22 protein-coding genes and 1 tRNA gene are annotated in these 20,228 nt (G+C 63.0%); 10 read left to right on the top strand and 13 right to left on the bottom strand.

Annotated elements, in window-relative coordinates; genetic code table 11:
- Positions 1–62 precede the first annotated feature (62 nt).
- The 6 genes from ABID44_RS08155 (at position 63) to ABID44_RS08180 (ending at position 3,756) form a co-directional block, all read left to right on the top strand.
- The gene (locus ABID44_RS08155) at positions 63–512 is read left to right on the top strand and encodes an NUDIX hydrolase (RefSeq protein WP_354151194.1); all 450 of its coding nucleotides are present in this window, start codon (positions 63–65) and stop codon (positions 510–512) included.
- Complete coding sequence (locus tag ABID44_RS08160; RefSeq protein WP_354151195.1) at positions 509–874, top strand: TIGR02301 family protein; 366 nt, start codon at positions 509–511, stop codon at positions 872–874. Before ABID44_RS08155 ends, ABID44_RS08160 begins: the two co-directional genes overlap by 4 nt.
- Before the next feature lie 138 nt (positions 875–1,012).
- Positions 1,013–1,270 carry a hypothetical protein gene (locus tag ABID44_RS08165; protein WP_354151196.1) on the top strand — a complete coding sequence of 86 codons (258 nt, stop codon included), beginning with the start codon at positions 1,013–1,015 and terminating at the stop codon, positions 1,268–1,270.
- A 71-nt stretch (positions 1,271–1,341) separates the two neighbouring features.
- Positions 1,342–2,151, top strand: coding sequence for a hypothetical protein (locus ABID44_RS08170; protein ID WP_378226330.1), 810 nt, complete (start codon positions 1,342–1,344; stop codon positions 2,149–2,151).
- Between the two features lie 103 nt (positions 2,152–2,254).
- Complete coding sequence (gene ygfZ, locus ABID44_RS08175) at positions 2,255–3,121, top strand: CAF17-like 4Fe-4S cluster assembly/insertion protein YgfZ (protein WP_354151198.1); 867 nt, start codon at positions 2,255–2,257, stop codon at positions 3,119–3,121.
- A complete protein-coding gene (locus tag ABID44_RS08180) occupies positions 3,118–3,756 on the top strand; it encodes a YfbR-like 5'-deoxynucleotidase (RefSeq protein WP_354151199.1) in 639 nt (212 codons plus the stop codon). Before ygfZ ends, ABID44_RS08180 begins: the two co-directional genes overlap by 4 nt.
- Here the strand turns inward: ABID44_RS08180 and ABID44_RS08185 are convergent.
- From ABID44_RS08185 to rpoZ, 11 genes are all read right to left on the bottom strand, one after another.
- Complete coding sequence (locus ABID44_RS08185; protein ID WP_354151200.1) at positions 3,733–4,392, bottom strand: glutathione S-transferase family protein; 660 nt, start codon at positions 4,390–4,392, stop codon at positions 3,733–3,735. The two genes, ABID44_RS08180 and ABID44_RS08185, sit on opposite strands and share 24 nt — an antisense overlap.
- A 4-nt stretch (positions 4,393–4,396) precedes the next feature.
- A complete protein-coding gene (locus tag ABID44_RS08190; protein WP_354151201.1) occupies positions 4,397–7,111 on the bottom strand; it encodes a DUF2339 domain-containing protein in 2,715 nt (904 codons plus the stop codon).
- 155 nt (positions 7,112–7,266) lie between these two features.
- Positions 7,267–8,028: a DNA repair protein RecO gene (gene recO / locus ABID44_RS08195; protein WP_354151202.1), complete on the bottom strand. Its 762-nt coding sequence runs from the start codon at positions 8,026–8,028 to the stop codon at positions 7,267–7,269.
- Between the two features lie 48 nt (positions 8,029–8,076).
- Positions 8,077–8,688 carry a carboxymuconolactone decarboxylase family protein gene (locus ABID44_RS08200; protein WP_354151203.1) on the bottom strand — a complete coding sequence of 204 codons (612 nt, stop codon included), beginning with the start codon at positions 8,686–8,688 and terminating at the stop codon, positions 8,077–8,079.
- 77 nt (positions 8,689–8,765) lie between these two features.
- Entirely contained in the window at positions 8,766–9,680 is a 915-nt protein-coding gene (era, locus tag ABID44_RS08205) for a GTPase Era (RefSeq protein WP_354151204.1), read from the bottom strand.
- A complete protein-coding gene (rnc, locus tag ABID44_RS08210) occupies positions 9,667–10,401 on the bottom strand; it encodes a ribonuclease III (RefSeq protein WP_354151205.1) in 735 nt (244 codons plus the stop codon). Before rnc ends, era begins: the two co-directional genes overlap by 14 nt.
- A 3-nt stretch (positions 10,402–10,404) precedes the next feature.
- Complete coding sequence (lepB, locus tag ABID44_RS08215; RefSeq protein ID WP_354151269.1) at positions 10,405–11,154, bottom strand: signal peptidase I; 750 nt, start codon at positions 11,152–11,154, stop codon at positions 10,405–10,407.
- A 99-nt stretch (positions 11,155–11,253) separates the two neighbouring features.
- Positions 11,254–11,691 carry a holo-ACP synthase gene (gene acpS, locus ABID44_RS08220; RefSeq protein ID WP_354151206.1) on the bottom strand — a complete coding sequence of 146 codons (438 nt, stop codon included), beginning with the start codon at positions 11,689–11,691 and terminating at the stop codon, positions 11,254–11,256.
- A gap of 6 nt (positions 11,692–11,697) precedes the next feature.
- Positions 11,698–12,276: an orotate phosphoribosyltransferase gene (pyrE, locus tag ABID44_RS08225; RefSeq protein WP_354151207.1), complete on the bottom strand. Its 579-nt coding sequence runs from the start codon at positions 12,274–12,276 to the stop codon at positions 11,698–11,700.
- A 36-nt stretch (positions 12,277–12,312) separates the two neighbouring features.
- A complete protein-coding gene (locus ABID44_RS08230; RefSeq protein WP_354151208.1) occupies positions 12,313–14,538 on the bottom strand; it encodes a RelA/SpoT family protein in 2,226 nt (741 codons plus the stop codon).
- Positions 14,539–14,646: 108 nt separating this feature from the next.
- Complete coding sequence (gene rpoZ, locus ABID44_RS08235) at positions 14,647–15,039, bottom strand: DNA-directed RNA polymerase subunit omega (protein WP_354151209.1); 393 nt, start codon at positions 15,037–15,039, stop codon at positions 14,647–14,649.
- 274 nt (positions 15,040–15,313) lie between these two features.
- On the opposite strand from rpoZ, the gene ABID44_RS08240 reads away from it, so the two are divergent.
- Both ABID44_RS08240 and ABID44_RS08245 read left to right on the top strand, forming a co-directional pair.
- Positions 15,314–15,895 (top strand): LabA-like NYN domain-containing protein, encoded by a 582-nt coding sequence (locus ABID44_RS08240; protein ID WP_354151210.1) that lies wholly within the window; start codon positions 15,314–15,316, stop codon positions 15,893–15,895.
- Positions 15,896–15,902: 7 nt separating this feature from the next.
- On the top strand, positions 15,903–16,556 hold the full coding sequence (locus ABID44_RS08245; RefSeq protein ID WP_354151211.1) for a uracil-DNA glycosylase: 654 nt from the start codon (positions 15,903–15,905) through the stop codon (positions 16,554–16,556).
- A gap of 320 nt (positions 16,557–16,876) precedes the next feature.
- On the opposite strand, the gene smpB is transcribed toward ABID44_RS08245, so the two are convergent.
- Positions 16,877–17,356, bottom strand: coding sequence for an SsrA-binding protein SmpB (gene smpB / locus ABID44_RS08250; RefSeq protein ID WP_354151270.1), 480 nt, complete (start codon positions 17,354–17,356; stop codon positions 16,877–16,879).
- 25 nt (positions 17,357–17,381) lie between these two features.
- Positions 17,382–18,263, bottom strand: a complete 882-nt coding sequence (gene dapA / locus ABID44_RS08255) for a 4-hydroxy-tetrahydrodipicolinate synthase (protein WP_354151212.1) — start codon at positions 18,261–18,263, stop codon at positions 17,382–17,384.
- A 276-nt stretch (positions 18,264–18,539) separates the two neighbouring features.
- Here dapA and ABID44_RS08260 point away from each other — a divergent pair, with 276 nt between their 5' ends.
- Both ABID44_RS08260 and ABID44_RS08265 read left to right on the top strand, forming a co-directional pair.
- Positions 18,540–19,526, top strand: coding sequence for a diaminopimelate dehydrogenase (locus ABID44_RS08260; protein ID WP_354151213.1), 987 nt, complete (start codon positions 18,540–18,542; stop codon positions 19,524–19,526).
- A 125-nt stretch (positions 19,527–19,651) separates the two neighbouring features.
- Positions 19,652–19,742, top strand: a tRNA-Ser gene (locus ABID44_RS08265).
- The last annotated feature ends 486 nt before the right edge of the window (positions 19,743–20,228 follow it).

Raw genomic sequence — 20,228 nt, forward strand, 5'->3', positions numbered from 1 at the left:
TCAGGCCGCATGCAACCGCTAAAGCTGTCGCAAGACTTCAATCCACAAGCGGGCCATACACCATGACGACATTGCCCGAGATACCTGCCGTTTCGGTGGCGCTGGTGCGCGGCGGCCGGGTGCTTCTGGTCGAGCGAGGCCGCGCCCCGTCACAGGGGCTCTACGCTTTCCCCGGCGGCAAGGTGGAACCGGGCGAGACGTTGGAGGAAGCCGCCCGCCGCGAACTGGCCGAGGAAACCACGCTCCACGCGCGGGTCTACCGGCGGGTGCGCACCATTCTCATAGAAGGCGCGCATACCAGTCATCCCGTCGACTACAGGCTGACGGTATTCGCCGCAGACTATATCGGCGGCGAAGCCGTGGCCGGCGACGATGCGGCAAGCGCCGCGTTCTATTCGCTCGAACAAATGCGCGGCATGCCGCTTGCCGATTCGGTTTTCGAAGTGGCGGAAGAACTGCTTGGCGACGACCGCCCTGCACGCGACAAATTGTCCGGCGAGAAGATTTCATGAAACGCGCACCGTTCATTCTCGCCCTTCTCATTGCATTGTCTGTCGCGCCGGTGCGGGCCGCAGAGGCCCCTTTCGAGCCCGGACTGATGCGGCTTGCCGAAATCCTCGGCTCGCTGCATTTCCTGCGCAACCTGTGCGGCGAGAGCGGTCCGGAATGGCGTAACCAGATGGAAAGACTGCTTGAATCGGAGAATCCCGATCCGGAAAGGCGCGCCCGCTTCATCGCCTCCTTCAATCGGGGATACCGCTCCTTCGGCGAGGCCTACAAAAGCTGTACGCCCTCTGCCGTGGCGGCGATCAATCGCTATATGAAGGAAGGCGAGGCGTTGACCCGCGACATCGCCTCGCGCTACGGCAATTAGGGGACCATTAACTTTTCCGGCAAACTGCACGCACAGAGTGCGGGCAAGCGTGGTAGAGTCTTAATGGGACATTAAAGGGACGCCTCAACTTTGATCCGAATTGTATGGATCGATGTTTGAACAGGGTGAGTGTTGCGTATGGAACACAGTATCAGCGACATCGACGCCATGGTCAGGGAAGAAAAGCGCCTGACCGCCGTCGAGAGTCACAATGAAGCGTGGGCCGAAGGTCTCTCGGCCGGGATCGAGCCCGAGATCATCGCCGAGGCTGCTCTCGAGACCGCATTCTGCGAAATGCTGCGCAACAACGGCGAGACGGCGGCGCTCGCCATGCTCGATCGCATGCGCGAAAAGGTCGTCGGCGGCGTTTTCGAGCCGCATCGCCTGCGCCATTAGCCCGTCTCCGGCCGGGCTTTGACGCGATCACCCGGGTGGGGCATCATCCGGGTTCGATGGAGATGCGGATAGTGAACTTTCGAACTTCCGGTGGAGCAGGCCTGCTCAGGTCTTGTTTTTGCGCCCTGGCCCTATCGGGCGCAACGGCAACGGCGCTTGTGGCGATGGCGGCGCCTGCGTCCGCACTGAGCGAAATCAAGCGCGAGGAACTGCCCTCGCCAGTCGCGCCGGCGACAATTACGGACGACGCCTCTCCCGGCGCGGTGCCGCTGCCAGATCCCATCCACACATCGCAGCCGCCTTCCGGCGGCGCCGAATCGCCGGAAGACGAGCAGCCGGCGGAACAGCTCGACCCGGATGCCGCGCCCGCGGACGATTCAGCGGAGCGCCCTCACCTGACGCCCAATGGCGAACTGCCCGAGGTGATCTACGACCTCGGCCGCCTGCCGGAACCGGTCAGCCGCATGCATGGCCTTATTCTGGAAGCCTGCAAGAGCGGGGACATCAACCGCCTGAAGCCGCTGGTCGGCACAGGCGACAGCGGCACGCAGCTTTCGCTGACCGAGATCGAGGGTGATCCGATCGAGTTCCTCAAAGGCCTTTCGGGCGACACCGAAGGACAGGAAATCCTCGCCATCATGGAAGAGGTGCTGTCTGCGGGCTTCGTCCATCTCGACGCCGGCACGCCGCAGGAACTCTATGTGTGGCCCTATTTCTTCGCCGTCCCGCTCGACAAGCTCGACCCCCGCCAGCGGGTTGAACTGTTCAAGATCGTCACGGCCGGCGACTACGAGGACATGCAGCAGTTCGGAGCCTACATCTTCTACCGGCTCGGCATCTCGCCGGAAGGACGCTGGGCCTTCTTCGTGGCGGGCGACTGAACCAGGCGGAAATGGCGGCAGGTAATGCCCGCACCGCTTGCGAGGCGGCCACGGGGGGACTACCTAAGACGGATCATTCGCAGATTCAGGCCCCTTTCCGCCCATGCCCTTCGCCCTTCTTCAAGACCGTGCGGTCATCGTCGTTTCCGGCCCCGAAGCCGAGCATTTCCTTCAGAACATCGTGACCGTCGATCTCGATGCGCTTAAGGATAGTGAGGTGAAGCCCGGCGCGCTGCTCGCGCCACAGGGCAAGATTCTTTTCGACTTCCTGATTTCACGCATCGGGCCGGATGCATTCAGGCTCGAATGCCCGGCGGAAGTTGCGGAGGGTTTCCACCGCCGGCTGCTGCTCTACAAACTGCGCACCAAAGCAGAGATTACCAAACCGGAACAGAAGGTTGTGACTGTTGCCTGGCAGGATGATTCATCTGCTTCAGGAACTGATTCAACCACACTTACCGATACGCGTTTCGCGGTCGGCAATGTGAAGCGCAGCTATGGCGCGACAAACACCGACGAGAGCGGCGACCCAGACGCATGGCATGCCTTCCGCATCGCCAATGGCGTGGCTGAAAGCGGTCTTGACTATCAGCTCGGCGACGCCTTCCCGCATGACGTGCTGCTCGACCAGACCGGAGGCGTCGGTTTCGCCAAGGGCTGCTATGTCGGGCAGGAAGTGGTGTCGCGCATGCAGCATCGCGGAACAGCACGGCGACGGGTCCTGATCGCATCAGCGGAAACCGCCCTGCCCGCAGCCGGCACGGAACTGACGGTCGAAGGGCGTCCGGTTGGCACGCTGGGCTCGGTGTCGGGTAAACAGGGCCTCGCCATCGCCCGGATCGACCGGGTGAAAAACGCCGTCGATGCAGGCAAGACAATTCTCGCCGGCGATGTGCCCGTCACGCTCGCCATACCCGGTTGGGCGAAATTCACCTTTCCCGAGGACGCGACATCTTCGGGGAGCAGTTGATGGCCGACCGCGCCGGCGCACCGCCACGCGCCTGGCAGCGCATGCTGTCCGGCCGCAGGCTGGACCTGCTCGATCCCTCTCCGCTCGACGTCGAGATATCCGACATCGCCCATGGCCTTGCCCGCGTCGCGCGCTGGAACGGGCAAACTGTCGGCCCTCACGCCTTTTCCGTGGCCCAGCATTCGCTTCTGGTGGAAGCGATCTTCTGCGCACAGGCCAAGGCACCCTCGCCCGAGGCGCGACTGGCGGCGCTGCTGCACGATGCGCCGGAATATGTCATCGGCGACATGATCTCGCCGTTCAAATCCGTGGTCGGCGGCGGCTACAAGGAGTGCGAGAAGCGATTGCAACAAGCCATCCACCTGCGGTTCTCGCTGCCGGCGGAGCTTCCGGCCAGCCTTCTCAGGGACATCAAGCGCGCCGATCAGATCGCCGCCTATTTCGAGGCGACGCACCTCGCCGGCTTTTCCACGCAGGAGGCCGCCCGGCTCTTCGGCCGGCCACGCGGCATCAGCGCCGACCGATTCGACATGACGCCGCGCTCGGTGACTTTCGCACAGGAAGCCTTCCTGAAACGCTTCACCACCCTGGAGAAGCTGCGGGGCAACGGTTCAGTCGCGGTCAGGCGCGCCTAGCGGGAAAAACGAACGGTAGGGCCGAGCCTCGTCTATCGCGCGGGCGAAAGACGGTCTGCCGTTCAAGCGCTGACGATAGGCGCGCGCATTGGCGAACCGCTCCGGGATCGGATGCGACCAGTCCGCGTAGAACAGCGAGGGCGCCGCCGCGCAGTCTGCCAGGCTGAAACCGTCACCGGCAGCCCATTCGCGCCCGGCCATGTGGACGTCCAGCCAGTGATAGGCTTTTTCCAGCATCCGCTTCGCGTCCTCCACGCCTTTTGGATCACGCTCGCCGGGCTGGCGCAACACGTCGAAGACCAGCTTCTGCTGCGGGGTGGAAATGTAATTGTCGAAGAAGCGATCCATGAAACGCACCTCGACCGCCAGCTTCGGGTCATCGGGGATCAGACGCACCGGCCCCGAATGGAACGCCTGCAAATGCTCGATGATGATGGTGGCTTCGTGGATGGGTCTCCCCTCATCCATAAGCATCGGAAATTTCGCCATCGGCCACAGCGATTGCAGCTTCTCCATCGCCGACGGATTTTCCGGCGAGAGCGTCACATATTCGAACGGAGTGCCGTTTTCGTACAGCGCAATCAGCGCCTTCTGGCAGAAGGACGAGAACGGGTGGGCGTAGAGTTGCAGAGCCATTGCGTTAAACCTCGCTGCGCTCCCCTGCCGCAGTATGCGTCAGCAGCCGCTGATAGAACAGGCCGATGCCGATCAGCACCCCGCCCAGCCCGATGAAGGAGAATGCTCGCAGCACACCTTCAAGTTCGGACATGTCGAACAGGAACACCTTGAGCACGGCTATGGAGATCAGCGCGGCGGAAGCCACGCGCAGCACCTGCGAGCCAAATCGCACGCCGACGACCAGCAGGGCCACACCCATGACCAGCCAGAGCGCCGAATAGCTGTAGGTCTCCACCTGCTCCATGCCGCTCCACCAGGCGATATATTCGCCCTTGAACAGGCGGCGTACGGAGAGTGTCGCATAGGCGAAGGCAAGCAGCGCGCCCAGCACCGCCAGCATGGAGGAGTACCATTTCGGCCGCTTGCCGCGCGCATACCAGGCCAGGGCGAAGGCGGCGACCGCCGGCAGCAGATAGGCGAGGAACAGCAGGTTGAAGAACGGGATGCGGCCGGTCGACTCGTCGGTGACGAGCGGATTCAGCGCCATGAAATGCTGGATGCAGATCAGGAGCGCGGAGATCACGCCCGCAGCCAGCGAACCGATGCGCAGCACAGGGCTTGGCGAGCGCATGTCGAGGGCGACAAGGATCGCGCCGGCGCCCAGCGCTATCAGCGTATAAATCGCCTGTTCGGCGAGCGTCGGCGCACCAGAGTCGATCACCCCGCCGTGCATGGCATGGCGCACCAGCATGGCCAGCGTCAGCAGCGCGAACAGCGCAGCGCCCGCCTCCATGATGAGACGCGGACGCCCGTTGGTGGTGCGGGCAAGCCGCCATGCAGCAAAGCCGAAGGCGAGAGCCGGCACGCCGTAGCCCGGCAGCAGCCAGTTGAAGAGCGGTGTGCGAGACAAGAACTCCGCGCCGACAATGGTCGGATCGAATGCGACGCGGGCAAGTACGGCGATAACAGCCGCCGCCGACAGCCAGCCAAGCACCGGCCATGAACGGTGGCGGGTGGCGAGCGCCGGCGCGATGGCGGATGCGCCGAGCAGAACCGTGGTCATGCCCGAGCCGAAAGCCATATGCAGGAACAGCAGCCACGCCATGGCCGAACCAGCCAGCATGCAGGAGATGGCCGCACCTCCCACCAGTGGCGGCTGCTCTGCCCGCGAGAGCCATTCGCCGGCCGCCACGAAGCCAAGGCAGAGCAGGACAGCCACAGCCGCGTGAGTAAGATCGCGATCGATATTGCCGAAGGCCGCCCATGTGGAAAGCAGGATGACAAGCGGCGCAGCTACAGCCCAGAAGGCCCAGACCGCAGAAAACCACCATCGCTCAGCAATGTGACGCCGGGCGGCCCAAAGCCCTGCACCCATGAACAGCAGTCCCAGAACCACACCGATCGGGATGGCGCCAGCCCGGCTGACGGCAAGGGTCACGCCATCCAGCCGCAGCGCGCCCGGCGACAGCTCAGCGTGCAGATCGAGGATCGGCATCATCTGGATATAGGCCAGCGCCGTCACGATTCCGGCGGCATGCAGCACGGGCTCGGCGGGCGGACGCCAGAAGGCCGCAGCGACCATCATGACGATGATGATCGCCGCCCATTTCGGTCCGCCGTCGGTGGCGATGTCGGGGATGACGAACAACGCCAGCGCCGTGAACCCGACGAAGACGGCGGGAACGATCGAAACTAGATCAACCTTGCGCTCCTCCATCGTTCCGGACAGCCAGACAAAGCCCAGAACCGCAAGCGTGACGGCGCTGAACACCATCATCACCGCGAAATCCGGTATCGTTACACCGGCCATGTAGATCAGCGTCCATAGGCCCGTACCGAAGAAGCTGGCTGCCATCAGGAAGCGCCAGCGACGTATGCGGGCGATGACGCCAGCCGCCGCCAGCACCATGGCCAGATAGCCGAACAGGCCCCAGGCGCTGGGAGCCTGGCTGGCGACCAGCGCCGGCGTCGCCAGCGCACCCAGAAGGCCGATGCCGGCGAGAGCCTGACCATGGACGAGCGCCGCGGCAATGGTGAGTATGGCGATCAGCCCGAGCAGGAAAAACGCGAAACCTGCACCGATAAAGCCGTAAACGCCGTGCGCGGCGTAAATCGCACCGAACAGCGTGAAGACGCCCGCCGCCGTCAGGATTGCAGGGATATAGGCGCCCGCCGCCCCTGCAACGGGCACGCGCCAATCTGTGCGGCGCACGAACTCGCCTGCTGCGACAAGCAGCAACCCGAACAATCCCGCCATGGAAAGACGTGCCCCGGGGCCGAATATGCCGGCCTCGATTGTGTAGCGCACGAGGAACAGGCCACCCAGCGCCAGAGCGACGCCGCCCACCCACACCGCCCAGCGGGTGCCGAGCGCGGTTTCGATGTCGCGCTTGCCGGCCTTTTCGGGCGTCCGGACGGGTTCGGCTTCAGACGGCTGCTCGTTTGTGGCGTCACCCGCCTCGACACGCGCCGCCGCCACAGGCCTGCTCCACGGGCCAGCCTCCTGCTGCTCCTGATCGGCGGTATCCGATTGGCCCTGCGACAGTTCAGGCGAAAGATCGGCGGTCTGCTCCCGTTGAACGGCTGCCGCGGCCAATGCATGCGAGGCCGGAACGGCGGAGCCGGCCATTGCCTTCCGCAAAGCCTTCAGTTCAGCTTCAACGCTGTTCAATCTCTTTTGCTGCTTCGTTGTGATGACGAAAAGAACGATGATAGCGATGATAGCGATCTCGGACATGAACGCCCCTTAACTGGAGGATTTGCCGCTACGGACGGTCAAAGCATCGGACCGAAAAATGGACTCCGGGTTTCGGAAAATCCGATGTTCAATCAACATATTAGAGCGTTCTTTATGCGTCCGATTGGACGCATGGCGCTCCAGTGCGGCGCGCCTCATGCGGCTGTGCCTCCGCTCAGGCGCGGGCCGGCAGCGAAATGCCGCCGCAGCGCCATCAGGAAGCCGGCGCGGGCGTCGGGGGGCTCTATCCCGCGCGGCTCATAGACATGGCGGTTGAGGAAATAGAAGGACAGATGGAAGGCTTCTTCAAGCGCGGGCGCATCGGCATGGAAGCCCTGCCCCTGTTCCAAAAAGGCAGGCAGGGGAAGCATCCGGTCGTGCCAGGGGAGGCCTGCCTCTCGCGACACCGCCCGGCCGGATTTCGGAGATACATAGGCAAGATCGGTGCGTTGGCCGGTGGCCGCGCACTGGCCAAGGTCGAGGCCGTAGCCCAGTTCTTCCAGCACCAGAAGCTCGAAGCGTGCGACCAGTTCGCCGGCCGATTCCGGATCGTCGAGATGATCGATCATCACCCGCAGCGTCTCGTAGAGCGCGCCATGGGCGTCCCGCTCCGGCAGCAGGCGCAGATGGGCGGCCAGAAGCTGAAGGCCATAGACGGCGACCGCGCTGTCCATCAGCCGCGCCGCGTTCATTTCCAGCGCTTCGGCCTGAAAGGTTCCGAGATGCTCGTCCAGGCGCGCGCGCCAGACCAGATCCACCCGGTTGCCGGCCTGAAGAACAGGCTGGAGGCGACGCGAACGCCCGCCACGCACAAGACCGAGATGCCGGCCATGGGCGCGCGTCATCACCTCAAGGATGGCGCTGGTTTCGCCATGCCTGCGGGTTCCGAGAATGATTCCCTCGTCTCGCCACTCCATGGCGCGACCTTTTCACCGCTTCGGCGTCGAAATCAAGGGCAACCGGCCTCAGCCCGGGCGCGAAAGATCGTAACCTGCATCGATCTCCCGCCCGACGATCAGCGCCTTCTTCAGCCCGGGATCGATCTCGTGATACGCGCCATCCGGCTGCACACCCAGCGCGTCCAGCGTCTTGCTCAAGAAGCAGCGCACGGCGGCCGCCGTGACGATGTCGAAAATCTCGCCGTCGGAAAGACCATGGCGGCGCAAGCCGTCCAGATCCGCGGCTTCGACGGAGGTGGCGTCTCGCACCACCTTGGCCGCGAAGCGCATGATGGCGCGATCCGTCTCGCTGAGCGGTGAAGCGTCGCTGCCCTCGACAATGGCCTGCAATTCGGCCGGGGTGAAGTGGCCGTGCAGCAGCACATTGCCATGGGCGAGCATGCAATAGGAACTACGCAGTTCCCGGGCCGCAGCCAGCGTCACCAGCTCATAGCGGCGCAAATCCATGTTCGCCCTGATATTGGAGAGGAGGCCGTTCCACGCCTCCATAACTTCCGGGCGATGGCTGAACGCCTTCACCATATTGGGCAGATATCCGTAGCCTGCCTGCGCCCTGGCGAACATTTGCGCCGTTCTGGACGAGGGATCGTTTTCGGTCACGGTACTGATGTAAGACATCGTGCGCCTCCCGAGCTGAAACCCGAGTATAGCGCAAATCCTTACGCAGCGGAATTGAGCAGTCCCGTTTTCCGGCGTCAGTGCGGAAAATCGAGCCCCATTTCCCGATAGCGCTCAGGGTCGTCGCCCCAGTTCTCGCGCACCTTGACGAACAGGAAGAGATGCACCTTCTGATCGAGGATTTCGCCAATCTCCATGCGGGAGGCCTCGCCAATGGCGCGGATCGTCTCGCCCTTGTGGCCAAGCACGATCTTCTTCTGGCTGTCGCGCTCGACGTAGATGACCTGCTCGATGCGCACCGAGCCATCCTTGCGTTCCTCCCATCTCTCCGTCTCGACATGGGAGGAGTAGGGGAGTTCCTGATGCAGGCGCAGATAGAGCTTTTCCCGCGTGATCTCGGCGGCGAGCTGGCGCATCGGAAGGTCCGAAATCTGGTCTTCCGGATAGTACCATGGCCCTGCGGGCAATTTTTCGGCCAGATAGTCGAGCAGATCCTCGCAACCGGAGCCGGTCAGCGCCGAAACCATGAAGGTGCGCTCAAAGGCGACGCGCTCATTGGCGATGGAGGCCAGCGCCAGCAAGTTCTCACGCTTCACGCGATCGACCTTGTTCAGCACCAGCACCTTGGGCTGGCGCACATCGGCGAGGCGCTCCAGAATCGTATCGGCATCGCCCTTGATGCCGCGTTCGGCGTCGATCAGCACCAGCACGACGTCGGCATCCCTGGCCCCGCCCCAGGCGGTGGTGACCATGGCCGTATCCAGCCGCCGGCGCGGCTTGAAGATGCCGGGCGTGTCCACAAACACGACCTGCGCCGGCCCGTGGGTGGCGATGCCGCGCACCAGCGCGCGCGTCGTCTGCACCTTGTGGGTGACGATCGACACCTTGGCGCCGACGAGCTGGTTGAGCAGCGTGGACTTGCCGGCATTGGGGGCGCCGATGAGCGCCACGAAACCGGAACGGGTGGAGGGCGTTGCTTCAGCTTCGCTCATGCTGCATTCCTTCATCGGCCCACACACCTTCCCGCACCAACATGGTGGCGGCGGCGGCCTGCTCGGCCTCGCGCTTGGAACGGCCCCGCCCCTGCGCCGGCGCCAATGCGCCTACCGTGACACTGACAGTGAACACCGGATCATGATCCGGTCCCTCGCGGCCGTCTATCCCGTAGGACGGCGTGGCCGACGCCGCCTGATGGGCCCATTCCTGCAATTCGGTCTTCGGATCCCGCTTCGCCTTCGCCATAGCCCGCGAGCGCGGTATCCAGTAGCGGTGGATGAAGGTGCGCGCGGCCTCCAGACCGCCGTCAAGGTACAGCACTGCGATCAGCGATTCCAGCGCATCGGCGCGCAGATTGACGCGCTTGCGCTCGGCGAGTTTACGTACGTCTGAACCGGCGCGGATCAGTTCGGCAAGACCGATTTCCTCGGCGATTTCCGACAGCGCCTCGGCGTTGACGAGCGCATTCAGCCGCAGAGAAAGCTCGCCTTCCACGGCGTCGGGATAGGCGGCAAGCAGCATATCGGCCACCACCAGCCCCAGCACACGGTCGCCAAGGAACTCGAACCGCTCGTAGTCGAGACCGGCATGGGCGCTGCGCGCGCTGGCGTGCGTGAGGGCACGTTGCAGGCGCTGCTGGTCGCGGAACATATGGCCGGTGCGCTCGTGGAGCGCTGCGGCAAGCTGCTCCGCAGTCAATCGCTTGGACGCGGCCATGACCTAGCGGATAAAGTCGAACAGACGACCGAAACGCACATCGCTCGGCCACTTCCAGAGTTCCAGCGGGCTGGCGCCGCCGGCGATCGAGAAGAAGATGATGTTGGCGCGGCCTACCAGATGATCATAAGGCACGAAACCGACGCTGAAGCGGCTGTCGGCGGAGTTGTCGCGATTGTCGCCCAGCATGAAGTAGTGGCCTTCCGGCACGATGAACTCACGCGTGTCGTCGCCGATGCCGTTCGGCGTCAGGTCGAGCGTCTCGTAGCTGACGCCGTTCGGCAGCGTCTCGCGGTAAACATCGACGGGACGCGAAACCTCGGTGATGTCGGGATTGTCGATCTGGCCGATCCGCTCGCGCGGAACCGCCACGTCGTTGAGGAAAAGCTGGCCGCCGCGCACCTGCACCTTGTCGCCGGGCAGGCCCACCACGCGCTTGATGTAGTCGATGGAAGGGTTCGGCGGGAACTTGAACACCGCGACGTCGCCGCGCTGCGGCTCGCCGCCCCAGATGCGGCCCGAGAACAGGTTGGGCGAGAACGGCAGCGAATAACGCGAATAGCCATACGACCATTTGGTGACGAACAGATAATCACCTTCCAGAAGGGTCGGCCGCATCGATCCCGACGGAATGGAAAAAGGCTGGAACAGCAGGGTGCGGATAACCAGCGCCAGCAGCAGCGCCTGGACGATGACGCTGACGGTTTCGCCAAGTCCGCCTGATTTCTTCCGGGATTTGTCGGCCACGCTCATGTCGTCCTCGTTCATGCGTTGGTTCTATAAGGGCTGAACGCGCCGCGGGCAACGCCCGGAAACAAAGCATGCCAGCGGTGAGGCCCGATCAATGTGGCGTTATGGCGGCGGATCGCCCGCGCGGTTTTGCAACTTTTCGCCCGCCGGAAGCGCCTCGATGATGACAAATGCCTGCGCGAGCGGGAAGTCGTCGGTGATGGTGAGATGCACGGCCGCCTCATGGCCGGCGGGAAGAATCCTGGCAAGCTGCGCGGCCGCGCCACCCGTCAGCGCCATGGTCGGCTTGCCGCCGGGCAGGTTCACCACGCCCATGTCGCGCCAGAACACGCCATGGGAAATGCCTGTGCCCAGCGCCTTGGCGCAAGCCTCCTTGGCGGCGAAGCGCTTGGCATAGGAGGCTGCGCGCTCCCGCCGCGCCTCGGAGCGGGCCTGCTCGATGTCTGTATAAACGCGCTGGATGAAACGCCGCCCGAATCGTTCGAGCGACTTTTCCACGCGGCGGATATCGATGAGGTCGCTGCCGATGCCGATGATCATGGCGGATCAGATGTTGCGGCTGCCCGGCTTCACGGCCGGAATGGCGGCAAGCTCGGGCGGCAGCGCATCGGCCGGATAGGCCGGCACCTCATATTCCGCCAGCGCGATCAGCGGCACGCCGACATCGGTCTTGCCGGCGGAACGGTCTATGATGCAGGCCGCCGCCGCCACCTCCGCGCCCAGATCGCGCAGGCAGGCGATGGTCTCACGGATCGACAGGCCCGTGGTGACGATGTCCTCCACGATGACGACGCGCGCGCCCTTTTCCATCTCGAAACGGCGGAGCCTGAACTCGCCCTGCTCCCGCTCCACCCAGACCGCCGGCACGCCGAGATGGCGCGAGGTCTCGTAGGCCGGGATCAGCCCGCCGATGGCCGGGCCGACGACATAATCGATCTTGCCGTCAACCTCGGCGCGAATGCGCTGCGCCAGCGCCTTGCACAGCTTTTCGGTCTTGTCGGCATGCATGAAGACGCGCGCCTTCTGCAGGAAAACCGGGCTCCTGAGACCGGAGGTAAGAATGAAATGCCCCTCCAGCACAGCGCCGGCGGAACGGAAGACATCAAGCACTTCAGCGGTGTTCATCTTTTTGCAAATTCCACTTCAATACGCGGCCTGCGGTCAGCCATTGACCCGGCGCGCGGTGCTCACGCTCGGGTTTTCCTTGAGCTGCGACAGCAGCCGGTTCAGGTGCTTCACGTCCCACACCTCGATGTCGATCAGCATTTCGGTGAAGTCGGGCGCGGTGCGCACCATGGACAGGGTATGGATGTTGGCGTCGTTCGATGCAACCACCTGTGTAATATCGGCCAGCGAGCCCGGCGCATTGATGGCCGTGACCGAAATCCGGGCCGGAAAGCGTTCGCGATTGTTCTCGTCGATATCCCAGCGCACGTCGATCCAGCGCTCCGGCTGGTCGTCGAAGGCGGTCAGCGACGGCGACTGGATGGGGTAGATGGTGATGCCGGAACCCGGCTGGATGATGCCCACGATGCGATCGCCCGGCACCGCGCCTTCCGGCGCGAAGGTGACAGGCAGGTCCCCGCGTACACCGCGAATCGGCACCGCGCCGTCCCTGGGCTGGCTCTTGTCCTTGCGCGACGAGCGGCCCGGAAGCTGGAACAGCATGCCCGCAGCATTACGGATGCGCGACCAGCCCTCCTCCCGCTGCTTCGGCACCGGCGCCGTGACGCGCTCGTCCTTGTAGTCCGGGAACACGGCCTTGATGACGTCGGCCGACGACAGTTCGCCACGCCCCACTGCCGACAGCACGTCCTTAACGTCCTTGCGCGCCAAACGCGGCAGCACCAGCTTGAGGCTGTCCTTCGAGAAAGGCTTGCCCGTGCGTTCGAAGGCGCGCTCCAGAATGCGCATGCCCAGGCCGGAATACTGCTTGCGGATGGCGTTCTTGGTCGCTCGGCGAATGGCGGAGCGGGCCTTGCCGGTGACGACGATCGATTCCCACGCAGCCGGCGGCACCTGCGCCTTGGAACGGATGATCTCCACCTCGTCGCCGTTCTTCAACTCGGTCATCAGCGGCATGATGCGGCCATTGACCTTGGCGCCGACGCAACTGTCGCCGACATCGGTGTGAACCGCATAGGCGAAGTCGATGGGCGTCGCTCCGCGCGGCAGAGCAATCACCATGCCCTTGGGCGTGAAGCAGAACACCTGATCCTGGAACAGTTCCAGCTTGGTGTTTTCGAGGAAGTCTTCCGGATTGTCGCCCTCGGCAAGCTGCTCGATGGTGCGGCGCAGCCAGGCATAGGCGCTGGTTTCGCTGGAAACCTCCCTGGCCGCGCCATTCTTGGAAACGCCATCCTTGTAGATGGAATGGGCGGCGACGCCATATTCCGCCACCTCGTTCATGTCACGCGTGCGGATCTGGAGCTCCACGCGCTGGCGCGACGGTCCCACGATCGTGGTGTGGATCGAACGATAGCCGTTCTGCTTCGGCGTCGAGATGTAGTCCTTGAAGCGGCCCGGCACCATCGACCATGTGGTGTGGATCGCGCCCAGAGCGAGGTAGCAGTCCTCGATCTTCCCGACCACGACGCGGAAGCCGAATATGTCGGAGAGCTGCTCGAAGGACAGCGCCTTGCTCTCCATCTTGCGGAAAACCGACCACGGTTTTTTCTGGCGGCTGGTGACTTCCGCCCCGATGTCGTACTTCTCGAACAGTTCCGACAACGCTTTCTCGATGTCGGTGAGCACGTCCCTGGCCCGCTCCGATATCTCGGCCAGCCGCTGCGTCACCATGCGGTGCGCTTCAGGATTGATGTAACGGAAGGCGAGCTCCTCAAGCTCCTCGCGCATGCCCTGCATGCCCATGCGCCCAGCCAGAGGCGCATAAATCTCCATCGTCTCCTCGGCGATCCGCAGACGCTTGTCCTCGCGCATATGGTCGAGAGTGCGCATGTTGTGGAGGCGATCCGCCAGCTTGACCAGGAGAACGCGCACATCCTCCGAAATCGCCAGCAGAAGCTTGCGCAAATTTTCAGCCTGCTCCGCCTTCCTGGAGACGAGATCGAGCTTCTTGAGCTTGGTCAGCCCCTCCACCAGCTTTCCCATTTCCGGGCCGAACAACTCGTCAATCTCGGCCCGGGTGGCGCTGGTGTCCTCGATCGTATCATGCAAAAGCGCGACCGCGATCGTCGCTTCGTCAAGGCGCATGTCGGTGAGGATCGCCGCCACTTCCAGCGGATGCGAGAAATAGGGGTCGCCGGACGCCCGCTTCTGGTGGCCATGCTTTTGCATGGCATAGACATAGGCCTTGTTGAGCAGCGCCTCGTTGACGTCCGGCTTGTAGCGCTGGACGCGCTCGACAAGCTCATACTGACGCATCATGGGCGGGCTCTCGCAGCAGAAAACAAAACATGCGCCACTGGCAAGCGGCGCATGTCATAGATAACTGCGATTGAGCGCCGGCGAAAGGGCCGGAACTCCCCTTAAAGGTCAGAAATCGTCGCTTTTTTCCGGCGCCACGAGGCCTTCGATGCCGGCCAGAAGGTCCTCTTCCGACATGCGGTCGAATGCGATGCTCTCTTCAGGCTCGTCGACCTCGTCGGCAAGGACCGCGCCCGGTTGAGCGGGGATGGCCTCCGCCTCCGGCTCGTCGACCTCGACGTGCTTCTGGAGCGAATGGATGAGATCTTCCTTGAGGTCGCCCGGCGACAGGGTCTCGTCGGCGATCTCACGCAGCGCCACGACGGGGTTCTTGTCGTTGTCGCGCGGAACGGTGATCGGTGCGCCCTGGCTGATCAGGCGGGCGCGATGTCCGGCCAGAAGAACCAGTTCGAAACGGTTCTCGACCTTGTCGATGCAATCTTCAACGGTGACGCGGGCCATAGGATGCCCCTTTCATGCGAAGGATTTGACGGAAAACAGGCGCGCTCTTTAACCCGTATGCCGGAAAAACACAAGCGACACGCTTGCTCGCGGGTGGACAGCCTCGCATAATAATCTGAGCATATTCTCCAAAAGCAGGATTTGACTGCCACGAAGCTGACGCTATTTGGGGCAATAGCTCGATTTCGGCGGGATGGGCTTCCGGTTTGCTCCGGAACGCTCACCGTCACTGGTTATTTCACCGCCACTTTATTTGCCACAAGGATATTTCCGAATGTTCGACCCGCGGGAGAAGATTGCTCTCTTCATCGACGGTGCAAATCTTTACGCCACCTCACGTTCACTCGGTTTCGACATCGATTATCGCAAGCTGCTCGCCTGCTTCCAGAAACGCGGCTATCTTCTGCGCGCCTATTACTACACGGCGCTGGTCGAAGATCAGGAATACTCATCCATCCGTCCGTTGATCGACTGGCTGGACTACAATGGCTACAAGGTCGTGACCAAGCCCGCCAAGGAGTTCACCGACGCGACGGGCCGCCGCAAGATCAAGGGCAATATGGACATCGAGCTTACCGTCGATGCGCTCGAGCTTGCCGACATCGTCGACCACTACGTCATATTCTCCGGCGACGGCGACTTCCGCACACTTGTTGAGGCGTTGCAGCGGCGCGGCCGCAAGGTTTCCATCGTCTCCACCATGGCCTCGCAGCCGTCGATGATTTCGGACGATCTTCGCCGCCAGGCGGATCATTTCATCGACCTGATGACGCTCAAGAGCGAAGTTGGACGCGAACAGACGGCGCGCCGCACGGAACCCGTGCATACGGACGACGACGGAGAGGACGAGGACTGAGGGCTGAATGATGCTGGCCCCGACCGATCCCGACCGCGACTGTCCTCTCTGCCCGCGGCTTCATGACTTCATCGCCGACTGGCGGGCCAGGGAGCCGCAGTGGTTCAATGCGCCCGTACCACCGTTCCTGCCGCCCGAGGGTCGGGAAGCCGTGCGCCTGCTCATCGTGGGGCTGGCGCCCGGCCTGCGCGGCGCCAACCGAACCGGGCGTCCCTTCACCGGCGACTATGCGGGCGACCTGCTATACTCGACGCTCATCCGTTTCCGGCTGGCGCGCGGCCGTTTTGAAGCACGCCCGGACGACAGCCTCGAACTGATGGGAACCGCGATCGTCAATGCGGTGCGCTGCGTGCCGCCACAGAACAAGCCGACCGGACCCGAAATATCGACCTGCCGGTCGTTCCTCATCCCGACCATCGAAAGCTTCCCCAATCTCACCGCCGTACTGGCGCTGGGAGCCATCGCGCATCAGTCCATGGTGCGCACGCTGGGCGGCCGTGTGGCGGCGCATCCGTTCCGGCATGGAGGCCGCCACCGGATCGGCAAGCTCGCCCTGTTCTCAAGCTATCATTGCTCGCGCTACAATACGAACACCGGCGTGTTGACGGAGGAGATGTTCGTCAACGTGTTCAAGGAGATAGCAGAGTTCCTGGAGCAGTAGGAAAAAGCGCCGGCGCGGTTCGCTTTTGCATCGCCGCCCCGCCGCCCCGTTCCCGTGGCCAAGAGCATGTCGCCCGAAAGTGGGAACCGGTTTCGGGGCAACGACATGCGTAAAAACAAGAACTTAAAGCGCAGGGAGCGAATCTGAAAGATCGCAATGCACTTTCGAGCAATTCCGGTTCTCACAGAATCGGCGCAACCGCTCTATCTCTTGTTTCAGCTCTATCTCTTGTTTCAGCTCTATCTCTTGTTTCAGCTCTATCTCTTGTTTCAGCCGCATTTCCATACGCAAAACCGCTTCACACTTTTGCTGGAAATGCTCTATCCCCTCTCCTTCAGCAGCCGCCCCTTCTCGCGGTTCCAGTCGCGCTGCTTTTCGGTCTCGCGCTTGTCATGCAGCTTCTTGCCGCGCGCCACGGCGAGCAGAAGCTTGGCGCGGCCGCGATCGTTGAAATAGATTTTCAACGGCACAAGCGTCATGCCCTCGCGCTCGACGCTCTGTGCAATTCGCGCCAGTTCTCGCTTCGACACCAGCAGCTTGCGGCGACGGCGCGGCTCGTGGTTGAAGCGATTGGCCTGCAGATATTCGGGCAGGTAGGAATTGATCAGCCACAGTTCGCCTCCCTCCACGGAAGCGTAGGATTCCTGGATATTGGCCTGACCGCCGCGCAGCGACTTCACCTCGGTGCCGGTCAGCACCAGCCCGGTCTCGAGAGTATCGAGGACCTCATAGGAGAAGCGCGCCTTGCGGTTTTCCGCGGCGACCTTGTTGTTGGGATCGGCTTTCCGGTTCTGGCTCATCATGCGCACAGATGGCGCATCGGCCTCAGTTTATCAAGCCGGCGCTTTTCATCGCCGCTTCGATCTTCGCCTCTGTCTCCGGCTCTGCGGTCACCAGCGGCGAGCGCACCACGTTCCCGACCCGGCCAAGCCGTGAAAGCGCATACTTGGCTCCAGCCACGCCCGGATCGAGGAAGATCGCCTTGTGCAACGGCAGAAGCCTGTCCTGCAATTCCAGCGCGCGCGCGCGGTTGCCCGAAAGTGTCGCCTGCTGGAACTCGGCGCAAAGCCGCGGCGCGACATTGGCCGTTACCGAGATGCAGCCGACGCCGCCATGGGCGTTGAAGCCCAGCGCCGAGGCGTCCTCACCCGAAAGCTGGACGAAATCCTTGCCGCAGGTTGCGCGCTGTTCCGAAACGCGTTCGACCTTGCCGGTCGCGTCCTTCACACCGGCGATATTCTTGAAGTCATGCGCCAGCCGACCCATGGTTTCCGGCGTCATGTCGATCACCGAACGCGGCGGGATATTGTAGATGATGATGGGCAGCGAAGTGGCTTGCGCAACCGCCGCGAAATGCTCGTAGAGACCGCGCTGGGTCGGCTTGTTGTAATAGGGGGTCACCACCAGAACGGCGTCGGCGCCAACGCTTTCTGCATGTCTGACCAGCCCGATAGCTTCTTTCGTATTGTTCGAGCCCGCGCCCGCGACAACGGGGACGCGCCCCTTGGCCACTTCGACGCAGACTTCAATCACACGGCGATGTTCTTCATGCGACAAAGTGGGGGATTCGCCGGTGGTGCCGACAGGAACGAGACCGGTCGTGCCTTCCTCTATCTGCCACTCCACAAGGGCGCGAAAGGCTTTCTCGTCGAAACGCCCGTCCTGTTCGAACGGCGTAACGAGCGCGGTAAGCGAGCCTCTCAGCATTATGTCCAACTCCCTGGAGGCCCTGTTGGGAGCCTTGTTTGAGCGAAATGCCGGCTTCTAGCGCAAACGCAGTCGGCGCACCATAGGACAAGTTCAGGAAATTGACGACGCCATGAGAAATCCGGTGACGCACCCAGTTGGGCAAGCAACGCGCCCCTCACCGCTCAGCTTCCACCTCCTTGATATGTTCGCGCGATCTTGTATCCCCTCCCCGTCTTTCGGTTTCTCACTGCTTCGAGGAACCGTCTCCCGGCATCAGGAAGGATGATCACGAACATGACAGACCCCATCCGCGTGGCCATCGCCGGCCATGGCAATCTTGGAAGAGGCGTCGAGGCGGCCATCCTGCACAATCCCGATATGCGGCTCGTCGGAATCTACACGCGACGTCCCGCGGAACAGATTAGCCCCCGGCGTCCCGATACGCCTGTATTCGCCATTGCCGAACTCGCCGGACATGCCGATCGCATCGACGTGCTGATCCTGTGCGGAGGCTCCAAGGAGGATCTGCCGCAACAAGGCCCCGAATATGCAGCGCTCTTCAACACCGTCGACAGCTTCGACACACATGCGCGCATCCCCGACTATTTCGCCGCCGTGGACGCCCCGGCACGGGCAAATCGCAAGACCGCGCTGATTTCCGCCGGGTGGGACCCAGGCATGTTCTCCATCAACCGCGCCCTTGGCGAAGCGCTGCTGCCCGACGGAGAGACACACACATTCTGGGGCGATGGTCTGAGCCAGGGCCATTCCGATGCGGTGCGCCGCATCCCCGGCGTCGCTGGTGCGGTGCAGTACACGCGGCCGGTTCCGGCCGCCATGGAGCAGGCCCGCAGCGGCTCTCGGCGGATGCTGACCACCCGTGAAAAACATCAGCGCGAATGCTTCGTGGTGCTGCAGGAGGGCGCGGACGCCGAACAGGTGCGCGATACGATCGTTCGCATGCCACACTATTTCGCCGACTACGATACGACGGTGAACTTCATCAGCGCAGAGGAACTGGCACGCGATCACGCGGCGATGGTGCATGGCGGCTTCGTCATCCGCAGCGGCAACACGACGGCGGGGACCGCGCAAACGATCGAATACAGCCTGAAACTCGAGAGCAACCCCGAATTCACGGCCAGCGTTCTGGTGGCTTATGCTCGCGCGGCGTACCGACTGCATTGCATGGGCCAATATGGGGCCAAAACGGTGTTCGACGTGCCACCGGGCCTGCTTTCGCCCAAAAGCGCCGAACAATTGCGTGCTGAACAGCTTTAGGCATTGGCTGCGATCACGTTCGTGCGGCTGGCTTTGTGCCTCGGCATGGTTTTGCCTACATTATTTCGGCATTTCCGCCCAAGGGGCTTGAACATGCTTGTCTTTGCGTCTAATCGCGGCGCTGTGGAGAGGTGGCCGAGTGGTCGAAGGCGCTCCCCTGCTAAGGGAGTAGAGGTCAAAAGCTTCTCGTGGGTTCGAATCCCATCCTCTCCGCCACTTCGGTATAAAACCGGGAACGCCGATTCCCGCCGATTTCCCTCCCTTAGTGGCTACCAGCGTCCTCAACAGGATGTTTTTGTTTCCTTTGATGTAGATCGCGTCGTCTGCGACCTCGACGTGCTGGGCGAAGGCCCGGACGTGTTCCCGCCGATAGCCGCCCTTTCCAAGCCGGAGTCGCGTGCGTGCTTCGCTCGCCAGTTCCCGCACTGCTGCCCCTGTGAGGCGCTGGTGGGTTGAGCTTGCGAGCATGGCTTCGATCCGCACGGCATCGGCACGAGCCTGATCCCGAAGCGCCGTTAGGTCCGCAATGCGCTCGCCAAGGGAGGATTCGGCCGGGTCGAGCGAACCGGCTTCAATGGCGTCGTAAAGGCGCTTGAGGCGGTTGTCGGCCTCGGCCGCGCGATGGTTCAACTCGGCGATATGCTGGCTGCGCCGTTCGACGCCTTCCTGCCGGCGATCCAGAAGCGAGGCGAGAATGTCTTC

This window comes from Aquamicrobium ahrensii (genome assembly GCF_040545755.1).
In the GTDB taxonomy this organism is placed as follows: domain Bacteria; phylum Pseudomonadota; class Alphaproteobacteria; order Rhizobiales; family Rhizobiaceae; genus Mesorhizobium; species Mesorhizobium ahrensii.